The organism is Aeromonas sp. R2-2 (genome assembly GCF_040908355.1).
In the GTDB taxonomy this organism is placed as follows: Bacteria; Pseudomonadota; Gammaproteobacteria; order Enterobacterales; family Aeromonadaceae; genus Aeromonas; species Aeromonas veronii.
Window position 1 is genome coordinate 87,005 of the sequence record NZ_JBFODQ010000068.1, and the last position, 20,392, is coordinate 107,396.

At 57.5% G+C, this 20,392-nt stretch carries 19 protein-coding genes, 1 tRNA gene and 1 other annotated feature; of the genes, 3 read left to right on the forward strand and 17 right to left on the reverse strand.

Annotated elements, in window-relative coordinates:
* Position 1 precedes the first annotated feature (1 nt).
* From phrB to AB5Z09_RS14210, 8 genes are all read right to left on the reverse strand, one after another.
* Complete coding sequence (gene phrB, locus AB5Z09_RS14175; RefSeq protein ID WP_368195526.1) at positions 2-1,423, reverse strand: deoxyribodipyrimidine photo-lyase; 1,422 nt, start codon at positions 1,421-1,423, stop codon at positions 2-4.
* A complete protein-coding gene (locus AB5Z09_RS14180; RefSeq protein WP_368195527.1) occupies positions 1,420-2,307 on the reverse strand; it encodes a MerR family transcriptional regulator in 888 nt (295 codons plus the stop codon). Before AB5Z09_RS14180 ends, phrB begins: the two co-directional genes overlap by 4 nt.
* 146 nt (positions 2,308-2,453) lie before the next feature.
* On the reverse strand, positions 2,454-3,401 hold the full coding sequence (locus tag AB5Z09_RS14185) for a DUF523 and DUF1722 domain-containing protein (protein ID WP_157161273.1): 948 nt from the start codon (positions 3,399-3,401) through the stop codon (positions 2,454-2,456).
* 180 nt (positions 3,402-3,581) lie between these two features.
* A complete protein-coding gene (locus AB5Z09_RS14190) occupies positions 3,582-4,223 on the reverse strand; it encodes an autotransporter (RefSeq protein ID WP_227095940.1) in 642 nt (213 codons plus the stop codon).
* A 189-nt stretch (positions 4,224-4,412) separates the two neighbouring features.
* Positions 4,413-4,985 carry a DUF3157 family protein gene (locus AB5Z09_RS14195; protein WP_058058236.1) on the reverse strand — a complete coding sequence of 191 codons (573 nt, stop codon included), beginning with the start codon at positions 4,983-4,985 and terminating at the stop codon, positions 4,413-4,415.
* 106 nt (positions 4,986-5,091) lie between these two features.
* Positions 5,092-5,928 carry a hypothetical protein gene (locus AB5Z09_RS14200; protein ID WP_042080710.1) on the reverse strand — a complete coding sequence of 279 codons (837 nt, stop codon included), beginning with the start codon at positions 5,926-5,928 and terminating at the stop codon, positions 5,092-5,094.
* Between the two features lie 79 nt (positions 5,929-6,007).
* The gene (locus AB5Z09_RS14205; RefSeq protein ID WP_005338699.1) at positions 6,008-6,286 is read right to left on the reverse strand and encodes a DUF6482 family protein; all 279 of its coding nucleotides are present in this window, start codon (positions 6,284-6,286) and stop codon (positions 6,008-6,010) included.
* Between the two features lie 18 nt (positions 6,287-6,304).
* Entirely contained in the window at positions 6,305-6,916 is a 612-nt protein-coding gene (locus AB5Z09_RS14210; protein ID WP_368195529.1) for an HAD family hydrolase, read from the reverse strand.
* A gap of 170 nt (positions 6,917-7,086) precedes the next feature.
* Positions 7,087-7,208 (forward strand) — a sequence feature (Phe leader region).
* A gap of 38 nt (positions 7,209-7,246) precedes the next feature.
* Here AB5Z09_RS14210 and pheA point away from each other — a divergent pair.
* Positions 7,247-8,419: a prephenate dehydratase gene (pheA, locus tag AB5Z09_RS14215; protein WP_005343631.1), complete on the forward strand. Its 1,173-nt coding sequence runs from the start codon at positions 7,247-7,249 to the stop codon at positions 8,417-8,419.
* A 77-nt stretch (positions 8,420-8,496) separates the two neighbouring features.
* On the opposite strand, the gene AB5Z09_RS14220 is transcribed toward pheA, so the two are convergent.
* Both AB5Z09_RS14220 and AB5Z09_RS14225 read right to left on the reverse strand, forming a co-directional pair.
* Positions 8,497-8,922, reverse strand: a complete 426-nt coding sequence (locus tag AB5Z09_RS14220) for an LPP20 family lipoprotein (RefSeq protein ID WP_005349622.1) — start codon at positions 8,920-8,922, stop codon at positions 8,497-8,499.
* 10 nt (positions 8,923-8,932) lie between these two features.
* Positions 8,933-9,553: a FlgO family outer membrane protein gene (locus AB5Z09_RS14225; RefSeq protein ID WP_005338718.1), complete on the reverse strand. Its 621-nt coding sequence runs from the start codon at positions 9,551-9,553 to the stop codon at positions 8,933-8,935.
* 206 nt (positions 9,554-9,759) lie between these two features.
* Between AB5Z09_RS14225 and AB5Z09_RS14230 the strand changes: the two genes are divergently transcribed.
* Together AB5Z09_RS14230 and AB5Z09_RS14235 are read left to right on the forward strand one after the other, a co-directional pair.
* Positions 9,760-10,914 (forward strand): flagellar assembly protein FlgT, encoded by a 1,155-nt coding sequence (locus AB5Z09_RS14230; protein WP_019446850.1) that lies wholly within the window; start codon positions 9,760-9,762, stop codon positions 10,912-10,914.
* Positions 10,915-10,964: 50 nt separating this feature from the next.
* Positions 10,965-11,041, forward strand: a tRNA-Arg gene (locus AB5Z09_RS14235).
* Positions 11,042-11,194: 153 nt separating this feature from the next.
* Here AB5Z09_RS14235 and AB5Z09_RS14240 read toward each other — a convergent pair.
* The 7 genes from AB5Z09_RS14240 to hcp1 form a co-directional block, all read right to left on the reverse strand.
* Positions 11,195-12,562: a tetratricopeptide repeat protein gene (locus AB5Z09_RS14240; protein WP_181270214.1), complete on the reverse strand. Its 1,368-nt coding sequence runs from the start codon at positions 12,560-12,562 to the stop codon at positions 11,195-11,197.
* Positions 12,563-12,782: 220 nt separating this feature from the next.
* Positions 12,783-13,643, reverse strand: a complete 861-nt coding sequence (locus tag AB5Z09_RS14245) for a hypothetical protein (RefSeq protein WP_368195530.1) — start codon at positions 13,641-13,643, stop codon at positions 12,783-12,785.
* A gap of 137 nt (positions 13,644-13,780) precedes the next feature.
* Entirely contained in the window at positions 13,781-14,620 is an 840-nt protein-coding gene (locus tag AB5Z09_RS14250) for a hypothetical protein (protein ID WP_368195531.1), read from the reverse strand.
* Positions 14,621-14,631: 11 nt separating this feature from the next.
* Positions 14,632-16,545 (reverse strand): lipase family protein, encoded by a 1,914-nt coding sequence (locus AB5Z09_RS14255; RefSeq protein ID WP_368195532.1) that lies wholly within the window; start codon positions 16,543-16,545, stop codon positions 14,632-14,634.
* 44 nt (positions 16,546-16,589) lie between these two features.
* On the reverse strand, positions 16,590-17,369 hold the full coding sequence (locus AB5Z09_RS14260) for a DUF4123 domain-containing protein (RefSeq protein WP_335841653.1): 780 nt from the start codon (positions 17,367-17,369) through the stop codon (positions 16,590-16,592).
* Complete coding sequence (gene tssI / locus AB5Z09_RS14265) at positions 17,366-19,435, reverse strand: type VI secretion system tip protein TssI/VgrG (RefSeq protein WP_368195533.1); 2,070 nt, start codon at positions 19,433-19,435, stop codon at positions 17,366-17,368. Before tssI ends, AB5Z09_RS14260 begins: the two co-directional genes overlap by 4 nt.
* A gap of 363 nt (positions 19,436-19,798) precedes the next feature.
* Positions 19,799-20,317, reverse strand: a complete 519-nt coding sequence (gene hcp1 / locus AB5Z09_RS14270; RefSeq protein WP_005332563.1) for a type VI secretion system effector Hcp1 — start codon at positions 20,315-20,317, stop codon at positions 19,799-19,801.
* Positions 20,318-20,392 lie beyond the last annotated feature (75 nt).

Below are 20,392 nucleotides of genomic sequence, written 5' to 3' on the forward strand. Positions count from 1 at the left end.
CCTATTTCTCCAGAGAGCGAAACATCTCGATGGCTCTCACCCGGGCAACGGCGTGATCCACCATGGGTGCCGGATAATCCTGTCGCCCCTTGAGTCGCAGCCAGTCGTGGGGCTGATGCACATAAGCGGCGGGAATATCGGCCAGTTCAGTTACCCAGGTACGGATAAACTCCCCTTGTGGATCAAATCGTTGCCCCTGAGTGGTGGGGTTGAATACCCGAAAATAGGGCGCTGCGTCGGCGCCGGTGCCCGCAGCCCACTGCCAGCCGCCGTTGTTGGCCGCCAGATCCCCGTCGATGAGTCGACTCATGAAGTAATCCTCCCCGAGCCGCCAGTGGATATGGAGATCCTTGGTAAGAAAACTCGCCACTATCATCCGCAGCCGGTTGTGCATCCAGCCGGTAGCGTTGAGGCAGCGCATCGCCGCATCGACGATGGGGTAGCCGGTACGCCCCTCGCACCAAGCGGCGAAGGCATCCGGATCCCAGCTCCACGGCAAGGCCGCCGTCTCTGGTTTGAAGGGGCGATTCATGGAGAGGGTCGGGATTAGCACCAGCAGGTGGCGATAGAACTCACGCCAAATGAGCTCATTGAGCCAGACAAAGCCGGGCTGGGCTTTCGACTGGGGTCGATAGCCCAGCCGCTGCTGGAGCGCCGCCACGCACTGACGCGGGCTGATGATGCCCGCCGCCAGATAGGGGGAGAGCACGGACGTGCCTGCGATGGCAGGAAAATCCCGGGTCTCGCCATAGTCGAGCACCGCCTGCTCCAGAAAATCGTTCAAACGGCGCCGGGCTTCCGCCTCCCCCACCAGCCAGCGTGGATCAGGCGTCAGCTCGCCGAGCGCTGCATCAACCCACTCCCGCTCGGCCAGCGGCTGCCACGGCAACGACTCGCCACGCGGTGTCGGCGCCCGATGAATGACAAACCCCTCTTCATCGAGGGCCTTGAGCCAGGCTCGGCTGAAGGGGGTGAACACCTTGAACATCTCACCCGAGCCGGTCAGCACCCGCCCCGGCGGCAATACGCAACAGCCGTTGAACCAGTGACAGCTCACCGCCTGCTCAGCCAGCGCGGCGCTGACGGCATGGTCGCGACGCTGCTCATCGATCTCGATAGCCTGATTGGCATAGAGCTGGGTCACACCCTGCTCGCGGCAGAGGTTTGCCAACGCAGCGGGCGCCTCGGCAAAGGTCTCCACTCGCAGCAGATGGAGCGGGATGCCGAGCACCGCCAGCTCGCGGCCCAACTCATCCACCTGCGCCAACATAAAGCGCTGACGGATGGGGGCCATTTTGTGCTGCCGCCACTGGGTAGGAGAGATGATAAAGAGCGCGGCGACCGGTCCATCACCGGCGCAGGCATGCCGCAGCGCCGGGTTGTCGGCAAGGCGCAGATCGTTGCGAAACCAGACCAGTTTCATGATTTTTTCCTCCCGCGTCCGCTGGCGCCAGCCGCAGCAGGTGCGTTCGCCATCAGCTCGGCAAGGCTCGCCTGCCAGCCGTGTGCTTTCAGCCACTCATCGTCGTAGAGACGACCCAGTTCGCCAAACAGGCGCGTGCCTGCGGGCCACTCGGCGGCCAGCTCCTGTTTGCCAAGCCCTGCCCCCAGCAATACCAGCCAGGGGGTAACGGCACGCCCCTCCAGCAGGCTGGCATGGCGCGGCTCGACCGCCCCCAGCAGTTGCACCTCATAACCCTGACCGATCAACTCGTAGGCGGCCCAGACCAGATCGAGGGGGCCGACTTGCCCCCAACTCGCCAGCGTGATCGGCACGCCCTTCTCCTGCTCGATCAGGTGGCGGGCGAAGCGGGTATGGAGCCAGCCCAGCCACACCTGTTGCAGCAGCTCGCCATCGGGCCGTTCACGCCACAGCCCCAGCAGCCGCTCCACCAGCGGTTGCAGTACCCGGCTGCGCACCAGCTCGAACGGGTAGCTCGCCAGCAGGTCGTTAAGCTCGGACTCCGCCTTGCGCTGGTTGAAGGCAATCAGCGCCTGACTGAACTGCTCCAGGGTTTGCTGCCAGTGATCGCTCACCGGCTCAGAATGGGGTTCGCTCAGGAGCCCCTTCACCTGCCCGATACTCACTCCCCGCTCCAGCCAGCTCAGGATCTCGCCGATCTGGCGAATATCCTGCTCGCTGTAGAGGCGGTGGCCCTTTTCGGTGCGGGCCGGTTGCACCAGACCGTAGCGGCGCTGCCAGGCACGCAGGGTCACGGCGTTGACGCCGGTGAGGCGGGAGACCTCGCGAATGGGGTAGATCCCCTCATCAGCGAGAGGAGCAACTTCTTGCGATAAATCAGACATGACAACGTCCATCAAACAGAGGGGTAAGGCTCCCCGGCGCAAACCATGCGCCGGGGCAACAGAACGGATTCAGAGCCCGTAACGCAGTTTTAGCGTGTTGGGATGAAGGTCGAGATAGACCTGCTCGACCGCACAAAACAGAATTCTCAGAGCCCGTAGCGCAATTTGAGCGTATCGGGGTGCGGATTGAGATAAACCTGCTCGGCAAGATAGGGATTGGGGTACTCGCGCAGGTAGTGGCGGATCAGGGTCAGCGGCACCAGCAAAGGGAAGATGCCGGTGCGGTACTTGTCGATGGTATCGGCAAGCTCCTGCTTCTGGGCCGGGGTCAGCACCCGCTTGAAGTAGCCCTGCAGGTGCATCAGCACATTGGTGTGGCTGCGACGGTTGGCCCGCAGGGTCAGCGCGGTCATCAATCCCTTGATGTAGTTTTCGGCCACCTCCTGCAAATTGGTGGACTTGCCCAGATTGCCAAGCAGCTTGCCGAGCGCCCGGTAGTGGGTGGTGGCGTGGGAGAGCACCAGATACTTGTAGCGGGAGTGGAAGCGGATCAGCGCAGAGGCGGTAATACCGCGGGCGCAGAGTTGCTGCCAGTCGTGGTAGGCGAAGACCCGCAGCACGAAGTTCTCCCGCAGGATGGGGTCGCACAGGCGGCCATCTTCCTCTACCGGCAGCAGGGGGTTGGCCTCCATCAACGCCTTGGCAAAGAGGCCAATCCCCTCCTTGGCACTCCCCTCGTTGTTGGCGCCATAGACCTTGACCCGCTCCATGCCACAGCTGGGGGATTTGGCACAGAGGATATAGCCGGAGATAAAGTCGAGCTGACGGGCTTTCTGCTCGCTGAAGGCGATCAGCTTTTCAGTGACATCGAAACTGCCGTTGCTCGCCTCGGCGCGGATCTCGCCGTGGCGCTTGACCAACCGGATGGCGGCGCGGGGCGCCCCCAGACCGATGGCCATCTCGGGACAGACGGGGTGATAGTCAAAGTGAGCGCCAAGATCCCGTTCACAGAAGCTGGAGCGCTTGTGGCCCCCATCGAAACGTACCTCTTGTCCCAGCAGGCAGGCACTGATACCGACTTTAATCTTGTACATGATGACGCTCCTTGTATAAGCATTGATTCAGTTATAGCAGTTATACAAAAAAATGAAAGTTGTATAACTATTTGCGACTGATACGACACAAGGAGAAAAAAGGGATCACCGGAAAAAGAAAAAACCCATGGCGAACGCCATGGGTAAAAGTCAAGACACTACGGACTACGGGAAGGGGGATTAGAAGCTGTACTTCACACCCAGGCTGGAGATGGAACCTTTTTGCAGATCCCAGTTGCGATAGGTGTAATCGGCAGTCAGCGCCCAGTTCTGGTTGAGCTTGTAGGCACCGCCCACCTTGAAGTCGTGCATATCGTCGGTCATGTTGGCGTAGCGATAAGCGGTAGAGAGCTCGATGTCGCCGATGTCGTAGCGCAAGCCCACTTCACCGTACATGCTGCCGCTATCCTTGCGAGCAACAGCATCCCACCCTTTGTTAGCGATATCGCTGGCAAGTTCACGCTCCAGCATGTAGCCGGTCACACCGGTTTCACCGTAGAGGTTCAGACCTGTGCTGAGCGGGGTAAATACACCGACACCGATGCTGGAGATCGACATGCTGTCGTTGCCGTTGCTGCGAGAGGTGTATTCAGTGCTGCCGCGACCATAGAAATTGGAGCCGAAGCTCTTGGAGAGATCCAGGCTCAGACCGCCAAAATCACGGGTTCCTTTGCTGTCATTGCTGAAGGTACCGCTGAGATAGTCGGATTTGGTGTGCGCCCAGGTAGCCGCGCCCTTGGCATAGCTGAAGGCATCCTGTGCCATGACGGAAGTAGAGGCAAACCCGACCAGAACCAGAAGAGAGACTGTTGCTTTTTTCATGATGATAACTCCATGTGATTGGGCCCGTTGCTAGCGAGCTGGTATGGAGTCATTGTGCGATCAGGTTCCCGGCTTGCCGAGCTGCAAGCTGTTGCAGAACCATGTCAGATGTAAGCAGATATTGCAGGGGGTGTCAGCGGCAACAAGTTGCCGACCCACACGGTTTGCATGGGCCGCAACAACGCCAAATCAGCGGAAGACCACCTCGTCAATTTCGACCCGCACCAGCGGCTGACCGGTCAATCCGGCAGGACGGGGGATCTCGAGGGCCAGTGACGGACGGGCTTGCCCCTTGCGCAGATAGGTCTCCGGCAGGCGATTCTCGGCAACCCAGAAGCGGGCCTCCTGACGGCTCAGCTGCACTCCGTCAGCACTGAACAGGGTCACCATGCCACGTACCCCGACCACATTGCGGGTGCCGGTATTGCTCACCATAAAGGTCAGCACCAGCGGGTCAGATCCCTCGATCTTGTCCAGCTTGACCACCACACCGTCACGCGCCATCTGGGCAAGCAGTTCCGGATTGGCCTTGGCCTGATCGGTCAGCACCGGAGCAGCGACGGCCACCACGGCCCCAGCCTTCCCATCAGCAGCCATGCCCTGTACGGACTCGGCCGGTTTAACCACCAGATACTCCCAGGTGAAGTCGTCGTTGAGCTGAACCTGCCGACCATCGGGCAACGTCACCTGAGAAAGAGGGGCAGCCTGCGCCAATACGGGGGAGAGGCACAGGGCAATCAGCAGACGGGAGAAGGGTTTCATTGGGCGAAGCTCGGTAACGGGTGAAAGGGCAACAGTATAAACAGTCCCGTCGCCCCTTGCCTATGACAGCACTCACGTTCTGGCACCCGCATCGCTTGCCCGCAGGCTAGATGGCGAGATCGTGCCGCTCTTTCTGTGCCATATCCAGGGTCACCAGATCGAACTTGCTCCCCTTGAGGGCGGACAAAATATCCGATTGCATATCAAAGGCCTGCGCACGCTGATGCTCGGGCAGACGCACCCGGGCCAGGGTGGTGGAGCAGTCGCACAGGGTATGGAAAAAGACCTGTGCCTCGTCCAGCCCCATGTCGGCCAGCATCTGCTCTGCCTGATCCACCATTCGCAAATAACGCTGCTCAAGCTGCCGTGGATTGGTGAAGCGATTGCTAAGGCAACCATTGCTCCCCTTGCCCCAACGACCGAGCTGACGCTTGTTGAAGCCGTAACGATAATCGCGACGCATCAATCCGTTGTCGGCAAAAAACCAGATTGAGTTGGCAGGCAGAGACCCGAACTGGGCAAGATAATCATCACGCTCCTCCACCGCTGCCGGAACCAGCAACGGCAGATGAGTCCACTCCGGACGAGTCTGCACATACTCACCAATGCGGCGAACCGGGTCGATCAGCCCTTCAATATTTGGCAGGCGATCGCAAAAGACGATCTCGTCACTCTTGATGACCCAGTGATCGATACCATAACGCTGGCAATAACGGCGGGCACGGGCTACTTCGCTGCGACTGCGGGTCGGATTATCGAGGGTAATTGCGTGGATTTTCACACCGGCAGCGCGGCACAGCTCGATGCTGTAGCAGGATTCCAACCGTCCCGAAAAAGAGACAACCAGCTCGTCAAAACTTGCCAGTCGCTCAATCAGCAGCTGTTCCCTGGCTTGAAAAGAGTGATCATATCCCTGATTCAGTACAACTACATTGGCACCCATTAAACAGCTCCGGATGATGAACAGGTGCAGTATTGTGCGGCAAACAAACTGAATAGACCCTTAAAGAGTCTGGTTAAAATTAAAACTTGATGATTATTTCCTGTGATTCTGCTGCTAAATCTTCATTTTGGGCGTCATAAATTCGTAATCTTGCTTGGTGAACCCGATGGGCTCGCAAGAAACCCTGCGCCTGATCCAGTGAGGTGAAGGTCAGGCGTCCTCCCTCGCTGTCGGTCAGGCAGAGGCACTCCCCTTCTGCCTCAACACAGAGCTGATAACCGCTGCCATCCTTGCAAGCGATGATCAGGGTCGCCTCGGGATAGTGACTGAGCCAATTGCGAAATCGGCCATGCTCCATAGTGCTCCTAGAGGGGCATCACCCCCTGCCGGTGGCGGGCAAACAGCCCAGCTCACCCAGTTGCTGGCGGCAACTCGCCGCGTCGGTAAAGACGATCCCCCTGATACCGAGGGCCTCGGCGGCCGCGATGTTGGCGGGACTGTCATCGATGAAGAGACACTCTGCCGGTTTCAGATCGAACGACACCAGCAGATAGCGGTAAATATCCGGCTCCGGCTTCATCATCCGCACCCGCGCCGAGACCACCTTGCCGCTGAAGAAGCGCCAGAAATCCTGATGCTGCTCCAGCCAGTCGATGCTGGCATGACCCATGTTGGAGAGGGCATACAGGGTGTGCCCCGCCCCGTGCAGCTCGGCTATCAGGGTTAGCATAGCGGGATCTGGCTGCAGGGAGGCCGGAACGGCCTGTAAAATGGCCAGATTCTGTGCCGCCGAGAGGCCGGTGCGCGCTTGCGCTTCCCGGGCCATGGTGTGGAGCGACATGGTGCCTCTGTCCACCTCCAGCCAATCCGGGTGGTTAAAGAGCAGATCAGCCAACTCTTCGGCTCCTTGCGGGCCACGCACCGAATGCACTATGCCTACCGGATCCCAGCTCACCACCACCCGTCCCAGATCGAAAATAATCGCCATCGTCTTTACCTCCCCCACTGGGTTTCAGTCATCGAAACAGAGTCAATAGAACATCGCTCATACGCCATTTTATTAACCGGATACCCTGCCCCCATCCCCGCCCGCGGGCAAGTTTTACTTGCATCAAACCGACAAATCCCTTAATGGTTATGACGTTACTTCAAGGACACACCTATGCACGCACCATTCTTCTTTGCTTTCTCGTTTATCCGGCCCGCTTGAGGGAAGGCCTGTCGTCGTGTGAACAGAAAGCAAAGACGAATCGAGCCTCCCCTAGCGGAGGCTTTTTTTTGCATTAATATCAATCGATTACTTGGATAGGGAACAATCATGGCAACGCTCGACGAGATCAGACAAGACATCACCCGGTTGGATCAGGAGCTGCTTGCCCTGCTGGCGAAACGCAAGACCCTCAGCATCGAGGTCGCCCGTGCCAAGCAAGCCAACCCGCGCCCCATTCGTGACCACCAGCGGGAGCAGGAGCTGCTGGTCGCCCTGATCCAGAAAGGGCGTGTGCTGGGGCTGGACGCCCAGTACATCACCCGCATCTATCACACCATCATCGAAGACTCTGTGCTCTCCCAGCAGGCCTATCTGCAGAGCCTGCTCAACCCGGAGCAGCAGGAGCCGATGACCAGCGTCGCCTATCTGGGGCCGCGCGGTTCCTACTCCAGCCTCGCCGCCCGCAAATATCTGGCGCGCTACAAGGATCAGGTGATCGAGGTGAACTGCCAGAACTTCCGCGAAGTGCTGGATGCGGTGGAGTCAGGCCGCGCCGCCTTCGGCGTGCTACCCATCGAGAACACCAGCTCTGGCTCCATCAACGAAGTCTATGACGTGATGCAGCACACCAGCCTCTCCATCGTCGGCGAGCTAACCTACCCCATCGAGCACTGCATCCTCACCGCCGTACCGACCGAGCTGAGTCGCATCAAAACCTTCTATGCCCACCCGCAGGTGTTCCAGCAGTGCTCCCACTATCTGAGCAAGCTGGAAGGAGCCCGTCACGAGATCTGCGACTCCTCCTCCAGTGCCATGATGAAGGTGAAAGAACTGGCCAGCCCGGAGGCCGCCGCCATCGGCAGCGCCGCCGGTGGTGAACTGTATGGCTTGGACGTGCTGGCCGAGCAGCTCGCCAACCAGAAAGAGAACTACAGCCGCTTCATCGTGGTGGCGCGCAAGCCCATCGACGTGGCGCCGCAGATCCCGGCCAAGACCACCCTCATTATGTCCACCTCCCAGAAGCCGGGTTCGCTGGTCGAGGCGCTGCTGGTACTGCGCAGCCACGAGATCAACATGACCAAGCTCGAATCCCGTCCGGTGCAGGGCAACCCGTGGGAAGAGATGTTCTATCTGGATGTCTCCGCCAACCTGCAGACCCCGGCGATGCAGGCCGCACTGGTGGAGCTGACCAAGATCACCCGCTATATCAAGGTGCTTGGCTGCTACCCGAGCGAGGATGTGAAACCCACCGCAGTGCCGCCGGTGCTGATGGGGAGCTAACCAGCCCACAACGACAAAAGGCGAGCACCCTGCTCGCCTTTTGTTTTGATGCCGGTTTTCACGGCAAGCCCATCAACTCAGAACTGACCGGCCATCAGCTGGTTGATGTTGTAGAGGGCACGGGTATCGAGCTCCATCTCGGTGGCATAGGTGTTGCCGCGCGGATAGGAGGCAACCACCCGGGCACCACGCACCACACCGGCGACCGACACATCCAGGGAGTTGGAGGTCTGGGTCAGGTCACGATAGCTGCTCTGGCCGCGCACCTGCTGACCATTGAGCTGCTCGGCCAGCTCGCGATATGCATCCATCTTGGAGGCGCGAATGGCTTGCAGCATCTTCTCCGACTGGGAGGGGCCGGGCTGGATGTCGATCACCGCATAGCCTACCGCCTTGAGCACCGGAAAATCATCGGGCTTGCCACCCTGGGTGTAATCCACCACCCGGTTGTAGCTGCAACCGGTGAGCAAGAGTGCCAACAGGCAACCAAACAGGATCTTCATGACTCGCTCCTCACGGGGTCAGGTTGACCAGATGACCGCCCGGCCGGGCCTGACTGTCACGCATCAGATAGCCGCGATTGATCGATGCCCGACCAAACGAGTTGTTGGCACCGAACAGATATTTTTGCGGGATCAGGCTCTGGGCTGTGGTCTCCACCATCTTGGTGCGCATGTCGATAACGCGGGCGTTGACCAGGATCCCCTTGCTATTGCGGCTGAAGGTGCCGACCAGAATGCGGGAGATCGGCAAACGGGAAGAGAGCTCCTTATAGTTGCGGCTCAGCACGAAGTCTCCCTGCGGCGTCACCTTGATGCTACCGGTCAGCTTGAAGTCCACCACCACCTCGCCGCGGCGGTTGAGCTCGTAGATAAAGCTCTCCTCAATCTGCTGCCCCATCCAGTTGGTATCCTGCAGGGTATCGAGATCGACGAAAGAGGCCACCGCGATGGGTTCGGTCAGGGTGGTCAGCGATTTGCGCTCCATCAGCTGATCGGTCATGCGCGCCACCAGCCAGTTGAGCTCCATCCCCTGCGCCGCCTGGCGGGGGTCACCCTGATCCCGATTGATAGGGTCGGAGCCACACCCGGTCAATGCCAGGGCGAGCGCCAACGCCGTGATGAGTTTGTTCATGGATACCTTTCCTGTATCTGCACCTGACTTATTATCGGACGCGCCGGACAAAGCTTGAGCCGGGAATGAGGCATGATTCTTGCTTTTTAATGGACATCGTCAGCGCCAACGTGCGCTGCCACTTGGAACGTGTTGTGATCCATGTCGGCCAGCAAGCGCCATTTCCTCAAAATGGCTCGGCTGCCCGCCAACTCAAGGTATCTGCTATGAAATTACCGCTGCTGTTGACCCTGCTGCTGGCCAGCTTGAGCGCCCGAGCCGAGCTTATAGAAGCGCAGGGCAGCGCCGCCATTCTGGGGGGCGATGAGGTCTATGCCCGCGAGCAGGCGACCCGCGACGCCCTGCGTCAGGCGCTGCTGGCCAGCGGCGCGGCCGTTTCCAGCGTCCAGCGTCTGGAAAATGGCAGCCTTCGCTCCGAGCAGATCCAGATCCGCTCCGGCGGAGACATTCGCCAGTACCGGCTCAAGCGGGAAGAGGTGCGCAACGGCCGCATGTATATCACGCTAGTGGCCGACATTCAGGCCGAGCGCCAGATCTGCCAGACCCAGCACTTCGCCAAGGATTTGACACTGGTGAGGCTGCGGATGCGCTATCCGGACCAAGCCAGCTACGGCGCCATGGACGACATGCCGGAAAACCTCTCGCGACGACTGTTCGAGACTCTCGCCAACGCGCCGCAAGGGGTCGCGGTGCGCCAGTGGCTGGATGAAAACCTGCGCATCGACCCGCTTCACCTGCAACAGGGGGATCGCAGTGCCCTCGAGGAGATCAAGGCGCTCAGCCTGCGTACCGACAGCCAGTATCTGGTGCTCGGCAGCATCGACGATCTCTCCATCGAGCCGCAGGGCAACCAGCTGACCAGCTGGTATGAGGATCCCGTACGCAACTTTCGCATGCAGCTCTACCTGTTTGACGGCATCAACGGCAGCCTGGTCAACCGCAAGGTCTACGAAGGGCGCGCCACCTGGACCTTTGGCAAGCGGGAGCAAGTGGGCAGCAGCAGCGGCCAGTTCTGGCAGTCAAGCTATGGCCAGGAGGTCAACTACCAGTTGCAGCAGGCGGCTCAGGATCTGGTAGCCCAACTCACCTGCGCCCCGGTCACCGCCCGGGTAGTCGGCCAGAACGAACGCGGCCCCTACATCAATCTGGGGCGGCGCAACGGCGTCAAACTCGGCGATCAGTTCCGCATCCAGCACAACGCCGACTTCATCGACCCCTACGGCAAATCGCGCATGATGCGCAACCCGGCCGACGGACTCTTCGAAGTGGTGCAGGTGTTCGACGATGGCGCCATCATCAGCAGCCAGAACAAATATTCGCCGTTTAACATCCAGAACGGGGATTTGGCAGTATTGGAATAAGAATCAAGGGTTTAAAAGGGAGTTGCTTCTTGTATAATGCCCGCCACACAGCTCCCGTAGCTCAGCAGGATAGAGCGGTCCCCTCCTAAGGGACAGGCCACTGGTTCGACTCCAGTCGGGAGCGCCATATAAAACAAGGGGTTGGCATCATCATGGTGCCAACCCCTTGGTCGTTTTTGGCCCTGGCGTGCTTGTGAGCGTATTGCCCCATCATTCGCTCAAAACCCAGGGGCTATGGGATAACACAGTGGCCCTGAAGGGCCACTTGCCTGTCAAGCTATCAGCCTTTTTGCCAGGTAGTGGCGATCTTGCCAAACCAGTGTTCAGAGAGTTTCTGCGCTTGTTTGACTTCCGGCTTGGTCATCGCTGCTTCCAGCTCATCACGAGCCTGCACGGCTTCTGGCATCCCTTCTGTTGCCGCCATAGATAACCAGGCATAGGCATGTACCCGGTTGCGCGGAGCCCCCAGTCCCTCTTCACGCATGGTCCCCATACGGTATTGAGCCATCCGGTCACCCTGCTGGGCAGCCAGACGATACTGCTTGAGTGCCAGCACATAGTCCTCTTTACCGCCCAAACCCTGCCGCAGCATCTCGCCATAAGCATATTGAGCCTGGGTATGACCTTGTCCAGCAGCTTTGGCATAGCTGGCTCTGGCTTGCTCCAACTCACCCTGCTCTTGCTGCAACTGCGCCAGCTCGAAACTGGCCTTGGTGATCCCGCCTTCCGCAGCCAGAGTCAACCAATGCTGCCTGGCTACACCATCTGTTTGTTGCAAGCTCAGTTGGTACTCCGCCTCATGCGAGCCATGAGTCACAGCCAGCTCCAACCAATATCTGCCCAACGCAGGATCAGCTTGCACCTGCTCTCCCGCCAGATATGCAACACCCAGCCATAGTTCAGCTTCGGCAGAACCCGCATTGGCAGCCCGCTGATAAGCCGCGAAAGCATCAGTTGGTGTAGCCTGACGAGCCAGCAACAACAAGGCATCCGGCTGCTGCTGGGCGGCCGCCTTCTCAAACCAGCGCTGGGCAATATCCGGGCGTTTGATCACCCCTTTCCCCTGCTCATAGCGCTTGCCCAGCTGATACTGAGCGTCTCGATTGCCCAATTCTGCCGCTTTTTCCAACCACTTGACGGCATCCTCATCCGCCCCCTGCTGCTTGGCATACCACTGCCCAAGGATCAATTGCGCCTCTGCATGATCCTGTTTGGCGGCTTTCTCGAACCAGTCGAGGCATTCACTGACCAACTTGCCCTGATGCTGCTCCTGACACATCAGGCCCAGCTGATAGCTGGCATTGCTGTTGCCAAGGCGAGCAGAGCGCTGCCACCACTGAGTAGCAAGTGCTGGATTCTTTGGCTCACCGAGTCCAGCCTGATACCACTCCCCTACCTGCCAGGCAGCATTGGCACGGACCTGCTGATCAGCAGCCAAAGGGCCCGACTGCTCTGCCGCTTGCTGCATCCAGTGCATGGCATTGGGGTAATCGGGTTGGGTTGCCAGCCGTCTGGCCAGTTCATATTGAGCCTTGCCATTGCCCTGAGTGGCGGCTTGGGATAACTCGGCGTCAGTGAATGAAGTAGTAGAAGAGCAGGCAGCAAGCAGGCTGGTCGCCAGCGTCAGCCATAAGATTCGATGGGTCATGAGATAATTCTTCGTAGAGTGAAAAAGGAACGGATGAGGTGCTGCTGTATTGCGGGCTAATCCGTTATGCTACGCAGCCACCTGATGGGCATATAGCTGATGCGGCGCCTTCCCTGGCCATTAGCCTTGCCTGTCAGGTGGTTTGCTACAGGTGATCCTGATAGACCTTCTGCCAATAGGCATACTCGGCCTTATCGTGACCGTCCATTATAAGGAAAGGTCAATCCGGAATAATCGGCTTCCATGGCTCTTTTTTCTTTGGCTTTATTTCGTAATAACGATAGTCACGTAACGGTTCGTTTTCTGTCACATCCCCATTGGGGTAGTAATCTCGATAAACGAAATTTCCTTTGAGCTTGCTTCCCTCCGTGGTGCCATAAACCAGATAGTCATGATCAACCATGGGAGAAAAATGAATAGTACCAAGCGGGGTAGGAGCCTTGCCGGGTTGATAAGCAAAGTCAGGTTGGCGCTCCCCAACTTCTCCGGTCGTATTTTTGATAATACCAACTGAATTAAGCCATAATACGCTTTTACTATAACTCGCTGGATACCCCTTCTCGATTTCTTGCAAAGACGCATAAGGATAATAACGAGGTGTTCTGCTGATTTCGTCCGACTGATATTCTTGTTCCTGTTGCTTGATACTAAAAGTATAGGTGGCAGCGCCAGATTCCAAGGCAGCAAATTGGCTGACAATAGGAATGCGGGCATTATAGTAGTTGGGATCCTTGATCTCTGAAGAAATATTGATTTTATCGAGCTGCCAGCCACAGCGGGAGCCGCCATCAAGGGCGATCTGGACCGAATAGTGACCAGATTTGGGATAAATCAGACCAAAATATGTTGCGAGATCCCCACTGTTACGGGTACAGCCCTTGGTTGAATAGTAATTTGGCACTATGGTCACTTTGACCTCCGGCGGGATCACCCCATCAATGGTGAGCCAACGATTCTGCTGCGGCGGGTCCAACGGCGGATGGTTATAATCCTTTTTGAGGCTGTTATAGGCGGCGCGCGAAATGCAGCCGCTTAACAGGGTGCAGCAGAGCAGGGTAAGCACTTTTATTTTCATATTCATGATACTGGCCTCTATTTACGGGGTGCTTGCCACATGCGGGTGATAGCAAACTGCTCCGGCTCAGTCTGCCCCTGTGGCAATAGGGGATGAAATTAATTTAAACGCGCATCCCCTGGCCGCAAACATATCGCAAAAAATCAATCAGGAATAATTGGCCTCCATGGCTCTTTTTTCTTTGGCTTTATTTCGTAATAACGATAGCCACGTAATGGTTCATTTTCTGTGATGTCACCATTGGGGTAGTAATCTCGATAAATGAAATTTCCCTTGAGCTTACTTCCCTCCGTGGTGCTATAAACTAGATACTCATGATCGACCTCGGGGGAAAAATGAATGATACCAAGCGGTGTAGGAGCCGTGCCGGGCCGATAAACAAAGTTGGTCCCGCTCTTTCGGCCTCCGTTCAAATTGTAAAGGAATAATGCACTTTTAATTTTACTTGAAGGATTATCTTTATTTATTTCTAATAATGATGCATATGGATAATAACGGCGGGTCATGTTTACCTCGCCCATCGGTCCAACTTCCTCTGCTTCTATGAAGTGAAAGGCATGAACGCCCGCGACAGACTCCAAGGCGGTAAATTGGCTGGCAATAGGAATGCGGGCATTATAGTAGCTGGGATCGTTAATCTCAGAAGAGATTTCGATGCTATCAAGCTGCCAGCCACAGCGGGTGCCGCCATCAAGGGCAACCTTGACCGAATATTGGCCAGATTTGGGATAAATCAGACCAAAGTATGTTGCGAGATCGCCACTGTTACGGGTACAGCCCTTGGTTGAAAAGTAATTTGATACGATTTGCATACGTACGTCTGGCGGGATCACCCCATCTATGGTGAGCCAGCGGTTCTGCTGCGGCGGGTCCAACGGCGGGTGATTATAATCCTGTTTGAGGCTGTTATAGGCGGCGCGCGCGGCGCAGCCGCTTAACAAGGAACAGCAGAGCAGGGTAAGCACTTTTATTTTCATATTCATGATACTGGCCTCTATTTACGGGGCGCTTGCCACAGGCGGGTGATAGCAAACTGTTCCGGCTCAGTCTGCCCCTGTGGCAATAGGGGATGCAATTGGTTGTCGATCTGTAGCGCGCCATTCTCACGCCAGCTGACTTCCTTCGCGAGCCACTTTTTTTTCTCTATTAATACCTTGCCGTATTGGATAGCCTTTGCCTCGTTTGGATCAGGCAAGTTGTGCTGCTTATCCAGCAACCCCAACACACGTTTTTGCAGATAACCGGCATATTCCCCGCTGGGGTGTGAATGTATATTTGCACCGCCGCCATGGGAAGGGTTATCGCCGGGAGGATAGGCGTTGGCCAACGCAGCCTTTGCCTGTGCATCCATGCTTGCTTTGCCCTCCACCGCCAAATGGGGGATCACCAGCAACTTGGTTTGCACTGTCAGCAGTACCTTTTCACGCTGCTTCCCTGCCCCAACCCAGTAGTGGGTGTCGGTATAATCAAAGTGAACCAGCTTGCCATGATGAGCGTAGGGATCCTTGTCTGGCAACCCCAACGCAAGCACCGAGAAGACCTTGCCCAACAGGACTATCTTGGCCCCGGGGTGATCAAACCCGCGACCGGGGGGGACACTCGTCACCTCATCACTCTCGTTGCGATGGCGAAAATGGGGGAAGGTGAGCTCGCGCAGCGCACTTTCGGTGAGGGTACGTGGCATGCCATAGGTGTAGAGCAAGGGGCGGCTAGCCTTGAGGCTAGCGGCATGGAGCAGCGCCAACGCCCCCCCCAGCGAATGGCCACAGATAAACAGCTTTTTACCTCTAGCTGCAGTAGTAATATCTGTGTATACCTTGGCAATGCTGGACTTGGGATGCTTGGGCACCGCGGCAAACTGGTTATAAAAGCCCTGATGGGCCTTGCCTTGATTGGCGATGCTCATTTCCTGACACGGCACCGGAGTAAAGTTACCATCGGTGAGGCCATCGGAGAGTGACGCAGTGCCGCGCCAACTGACGATCAGTTCTTCGGGGCGCTGCACATAAAAAAACTGGGTATCGTACGAGCCACCAACCATGTCGCTCGGGGGGGCTTCCCCCTGCTCACCCTGTTCAGTGCAATCGATAAAAATAGGGGTTTCATAGCGTTCCCGATAAGGCACATCTTTAACCAAGGCCGCCTTGCTAAGGGCATTAATCCCATAAGGCAGGCGAGAGAGATCCTGCATCTGCTCAACAAAGAAGTGGGTGATAGAGCGGGCCCGTTCACTGGCTGAAGGGATGTACTTGGGGTTTGTTTTTCGCTTTTCCTTCACACGCTTGGTATTTGCCTCATTGACATCACCCCCGGCATAGGCCAAATGGGCCATCAATGCCAGGTTATGAGCGTTGCCCAGATTGTATTCCGGGCTGTGCTCCAACATCAGCACCCAGGCGCGCAGCGGAGTGATCTCAAGGGTGATCTTGATGGAGCGAGCTCCTGCTTTACTGAAGGCATAGAGTGGCCGCCGAGCTGCGCTCGCCTTGGCAGGATCTCCATGTGGAAAGTGGTAAGGAGGGAGCGGATGGCGCTTATCCTCCTCTTTTTGTTGTTCCTCTTCGAACAACGCTGGCAGCCTGTCCACCAACTGACCAAAACGGGCATAGCGAGGCAGGCGCCCTTGCTGTTCTGCCTCACGCTGGACAGGTGTGCCGTAGTCACTACGAGAAAGACGCAAGTGACGATGGGGCTCTTGCAGCACATCGGCTAATGCATCCGCCTCCAGCATCAGATAGAGAGGGCCGGGAGGCAACTCTTTCTCAACAATCACACCATCCCCGCTGGACTGCTTTCCTTGCCGTATTATCTTTTTGGGCCCATGGCCAACCCAAAGCACATACGGAAGATTGGGGAGCGGCTGACCGAGTTCGTCTACCAACTTTATTTCAGCTTCGTACTTGAGCATTTTACAGTCAAGGCACCCCTCAAGGGTGCGAGGTGTGGCTGCAGTCATATCGTGAGGGTTCCTTGTTGAGTTAACCATGCCAGAGCGTCATCAAGCGTCAGGGTCTGGATAACATCGCCGCGTTGGGCGCACGCAGTCAGCCAAGGGCGAATACGCTCAGAGAAGGGGGAATCCTCGGTATCCCATTGAGATGCGTCATCAGCTCGCTCTTCCCATAACTGCAAAGAGAAGTTCATGACTGCTGAATTGATACCGGGTTCACTGCGATGCCAGGCATCGATCAGTGATGGGGGAACGCTCCATGGGTAATCATTGTTCGGCGCTAAATTGCCGCTGTTTTTCAGCCATACCTGCCCCGATGGCAGCCGGAGCGCCTCTACAGGAGAGAGCAGGCCAGCCCACAAGGCGGGCTCATTGGCTGACAGCCATATGGACAACAGTCTGGGATCATGAAACCGAAGAGCTTTAAGTTGACCATCAAGCATTCCCCGCAAATAGTGCTGCCAGTGTTCTTTTTGAGCAAGCCATGCCTCACGGCTGGCATAAAGCCAACCCCAGGATGGGTCTGGTTGTTGCTCAGCCCAGCTCAATACTGCACTGGCTGTTGCCCACGGCAATTCAACCAGCCATGGGCTGGCATGAAGGATGGAACGCATCGGAGTTTGCACATACAACGGAATCGCATTCATCACCCAGCCTTGTTGGTGCCAATCACTCACGGGACTGGGCTGTGCAAGTGGATTGAGCATTGCATACAGGGTCATCGATTCAGCACTGACAATGTGCTCTGCCTGCGCAAAAAGGGCGATAGGCTTGTCCGTCATTCGTCACACTCATTGATGTTCATTGCGGTCTCCTGCTGGGCAAGCAGCGGGCAGGCTTTCCCCCCTTTAAATGGAAGTGGCGGGGTGTAGGCAGGTAACTCAACCCCACCGGGTAACCCCGGCATTTGCCCCGCCCAACCTGAACCTGAGCCGGGACTGCCGCCAGAGTTCATCTTGATGGTGGGGCCGACTAAGGTGACGCCGCTTGGATCGACCTTCACAAAACTGCCACCGACTTTCAGGGTGATCTCCGACCCGGCTTCCAACACAATTTTTTGGCCCGAGTCGAGATGAATCTCCTGTACAGCATCAATCAGCAACGACTGGCCTAGCTTCTGGTGCATGGAGGCATCGACCGTCAGCGAATAGTCCGCCTTGATCTGGTCGCGTTTTTCACCTTCAACTGTCAGGTGGTCATTGCCGAGGCTGGGCGGAGCGCCATCCTTGCCCGGCACCTTTCTGATGCGGGTGACGCGCTCGTTGTCGATATCCCGATGCTCGTCATGCTTGATGTGCCACGCCGCATCGTTTTCAATCAGCACATTCAGGTCTTTCTGACCGTGGATATAAATCTCTTCCTGTCCCGCCTGGTCTTCAAAACGCAGCTCGTTGAAACCCTCGCCCTGGTGGGTTTCGGTGCGCAGCACGGTGCGAGTCTTGTTGGCTGGCAGCTCATACGGCGGCCAGTTGGTGGCGTGATAGGTACGGCCGGTGACGATAGGCTGGTCGGGGTCACCTTCGAGGAATGAGACGATAACCTCATGGCCGATGCGCGGTATCGCCATCATGCCGTATTGGCCACCGGCCCAACCCTGGCTCACCCGCACCCAGCAGGAGCTCTGGTCGTTGGAGCTGCCGTAACGGTCCCACGGGAACTGCAGCTTTACCCGGCCATGTTCGTCGCAGTAAATCTCCTCCCCTTCTGGGCCAACCACGATGGCAATTTGCGGGCCGTCCACCATCGGCTTCTGAGGTGCCTCGGGGCTGCCGATGCGGGCGCGCCAGGTGGTACTCGCCTTCACTACGCCAAATTCGTTGTGGTAGACGGTAGGGCCGCTGCCACCTTCTTCTTCCAGCGCTTGCGGTTGTTCACCGGTGTGGCGGATATGGACAATTTGCCAATCGCTGTTGAGGCTGCCGTTCGGGTGTTCGGTCAACGCGAAGCTTTGTCCCGGCAAGAGGGCTGCGCTGTTGGATTTGCCGCTGCCCGCTACCGCGTCATTGCGCAGGGCATCGAGCCGGTGTTGTGCAAACGCCTTGCCGCTCGGGTCCTGCTTGTAGCGGCCCGGATAGTCGAAGTGCTGGTAGGTATCGCGCTGATGCTCGAGCTCTGCCCCCTGCTTTTTATGGGAGAGGCCATAAGCCGGCGTCTTGAAGCTGTAGTCCTTGAGCTCCACATCCGAGGGGCGCACCGCCTCGCGGTAGTGGAACTGGCGCACATAGGGACCTTGTTCCAGCGAGCGGTTGCCGAGGTTGAAAAATAGCTCGGGGCCGGCGGTCAGGGCTGCCGCATCGTCAGCAAAGACGATGCGGTGCTTGCCTGCTTCAAACTCGTGGAAGTAGAAGAGCCCCTCTTCGGCTGCGAGGCGATTCACGAAATCGAGGTCGGTCTCCCGATACTGCACGCAGTATTCGCGCTGGGCGTGCTCGTTCTTGAGCGCAAAGGCGTAGTCAGTAATGCCGTGTTCTTGCAGCAGGATACTGAGGATTTCGTCGGGCTTTTGCGCCTGGAAGATGCGGGAGTTCTGGCGCAGGCCCAGCCGCCACAGGGCCGGTTTGACTTGCAGGCTGTAACGGGTGCGGCGAAAGCCGCTGTCCCCTTGGGCAAACTCGCTCACTACCCCGCATACGCGGCGTTGCAGCTCGCCGTTGTACCACACCATCAGCTCGCAGGGCTGGTCCAGCACGGCGCCAAAGTCAACATCAGGCTGGCTACTTGCCACCTCCAACTGCAAGTTGAACGGCCGGTTCAGCCCCTCATCCAGCTGAAAACTGGCCACCACGAAGGTGCTCTCGGGCAACGCTCCCACCTTGACGGTAAATTGCAATCCGGTTTGATTAGCCATGGCTTTTCCCTCTTGTCACGGCCAAGCTGTGCCTGAGCCCTTGCCAACTCTCGCGCCCATACACTCCCTCGCCGCGCAGCCACGCTACCGCCCTCTCCGGTGCCGCAAGGGCCACCAAAGATAAGGGGGTTAACAGGTTACGAGCGGTTCGGGTCTGCATCACAGGACACCCTTTAGTGCTTTGCCATCCCTCCGCACTCACCGGCAGGGCATCAAACCCCGGCAGGGGGATGGCAAAACAGAAAAGCTCCAGCCAACCCGTTGGCCAGGCTGGAGAAAATGCACAGTACAAGAAGCCGGTTGAACAACCGGCTCAAAGACACATTACTACTTACAAGGAATACCAAAGTACCGAAGCAAGGCTTACGCCTCGATGGGCGCGCGCCAGTCGTCCGCACCGGAAGTACCGGCAACGGTGTGCTCCCAGTCAATCTTGCGGTAAGCCATGGAGACCTGGATAAGCTGGGTGAAGTCAGACTTCGCCGGGTCCTGGCAGTGCGGCATCTGGCAGTCGATGTCAACGATGGTGGCATCGGTCAGCACGGTAGAGAAGAAGTGCTCCTGCTTGCCTTCAACGGAGGTGCGGTACCACTTCAGGGTCACTTTAGGCAGCATCTCGCCGGAAGCCAGGGAGTTGTACATCAGCGGCACGGCTTTGTTCAGCGCAACGGTGAACTTGAACGGCTTGTGGACACGCTGACCAGCCGGCTGACCGGATTGCGGGTCGGTCGGGACAGTCACAACGTGCTGGAACTCTTGTACCAGCATCTCGTCTTCGTGACCTTGTACGAAGATGTTGCCGACGGAATCGGAGGTGAAGGCACCTGCGGTGATATTGCCCTGGGTTTTACCTTCGATGCTGATATAACATGGAGTTGGCATGGGTATGCTCCTAAATAGGTTGGTTAAACGAGATAGCACTCGACCAACCTTTAGCAGCGTCCATGCCATTTTTTT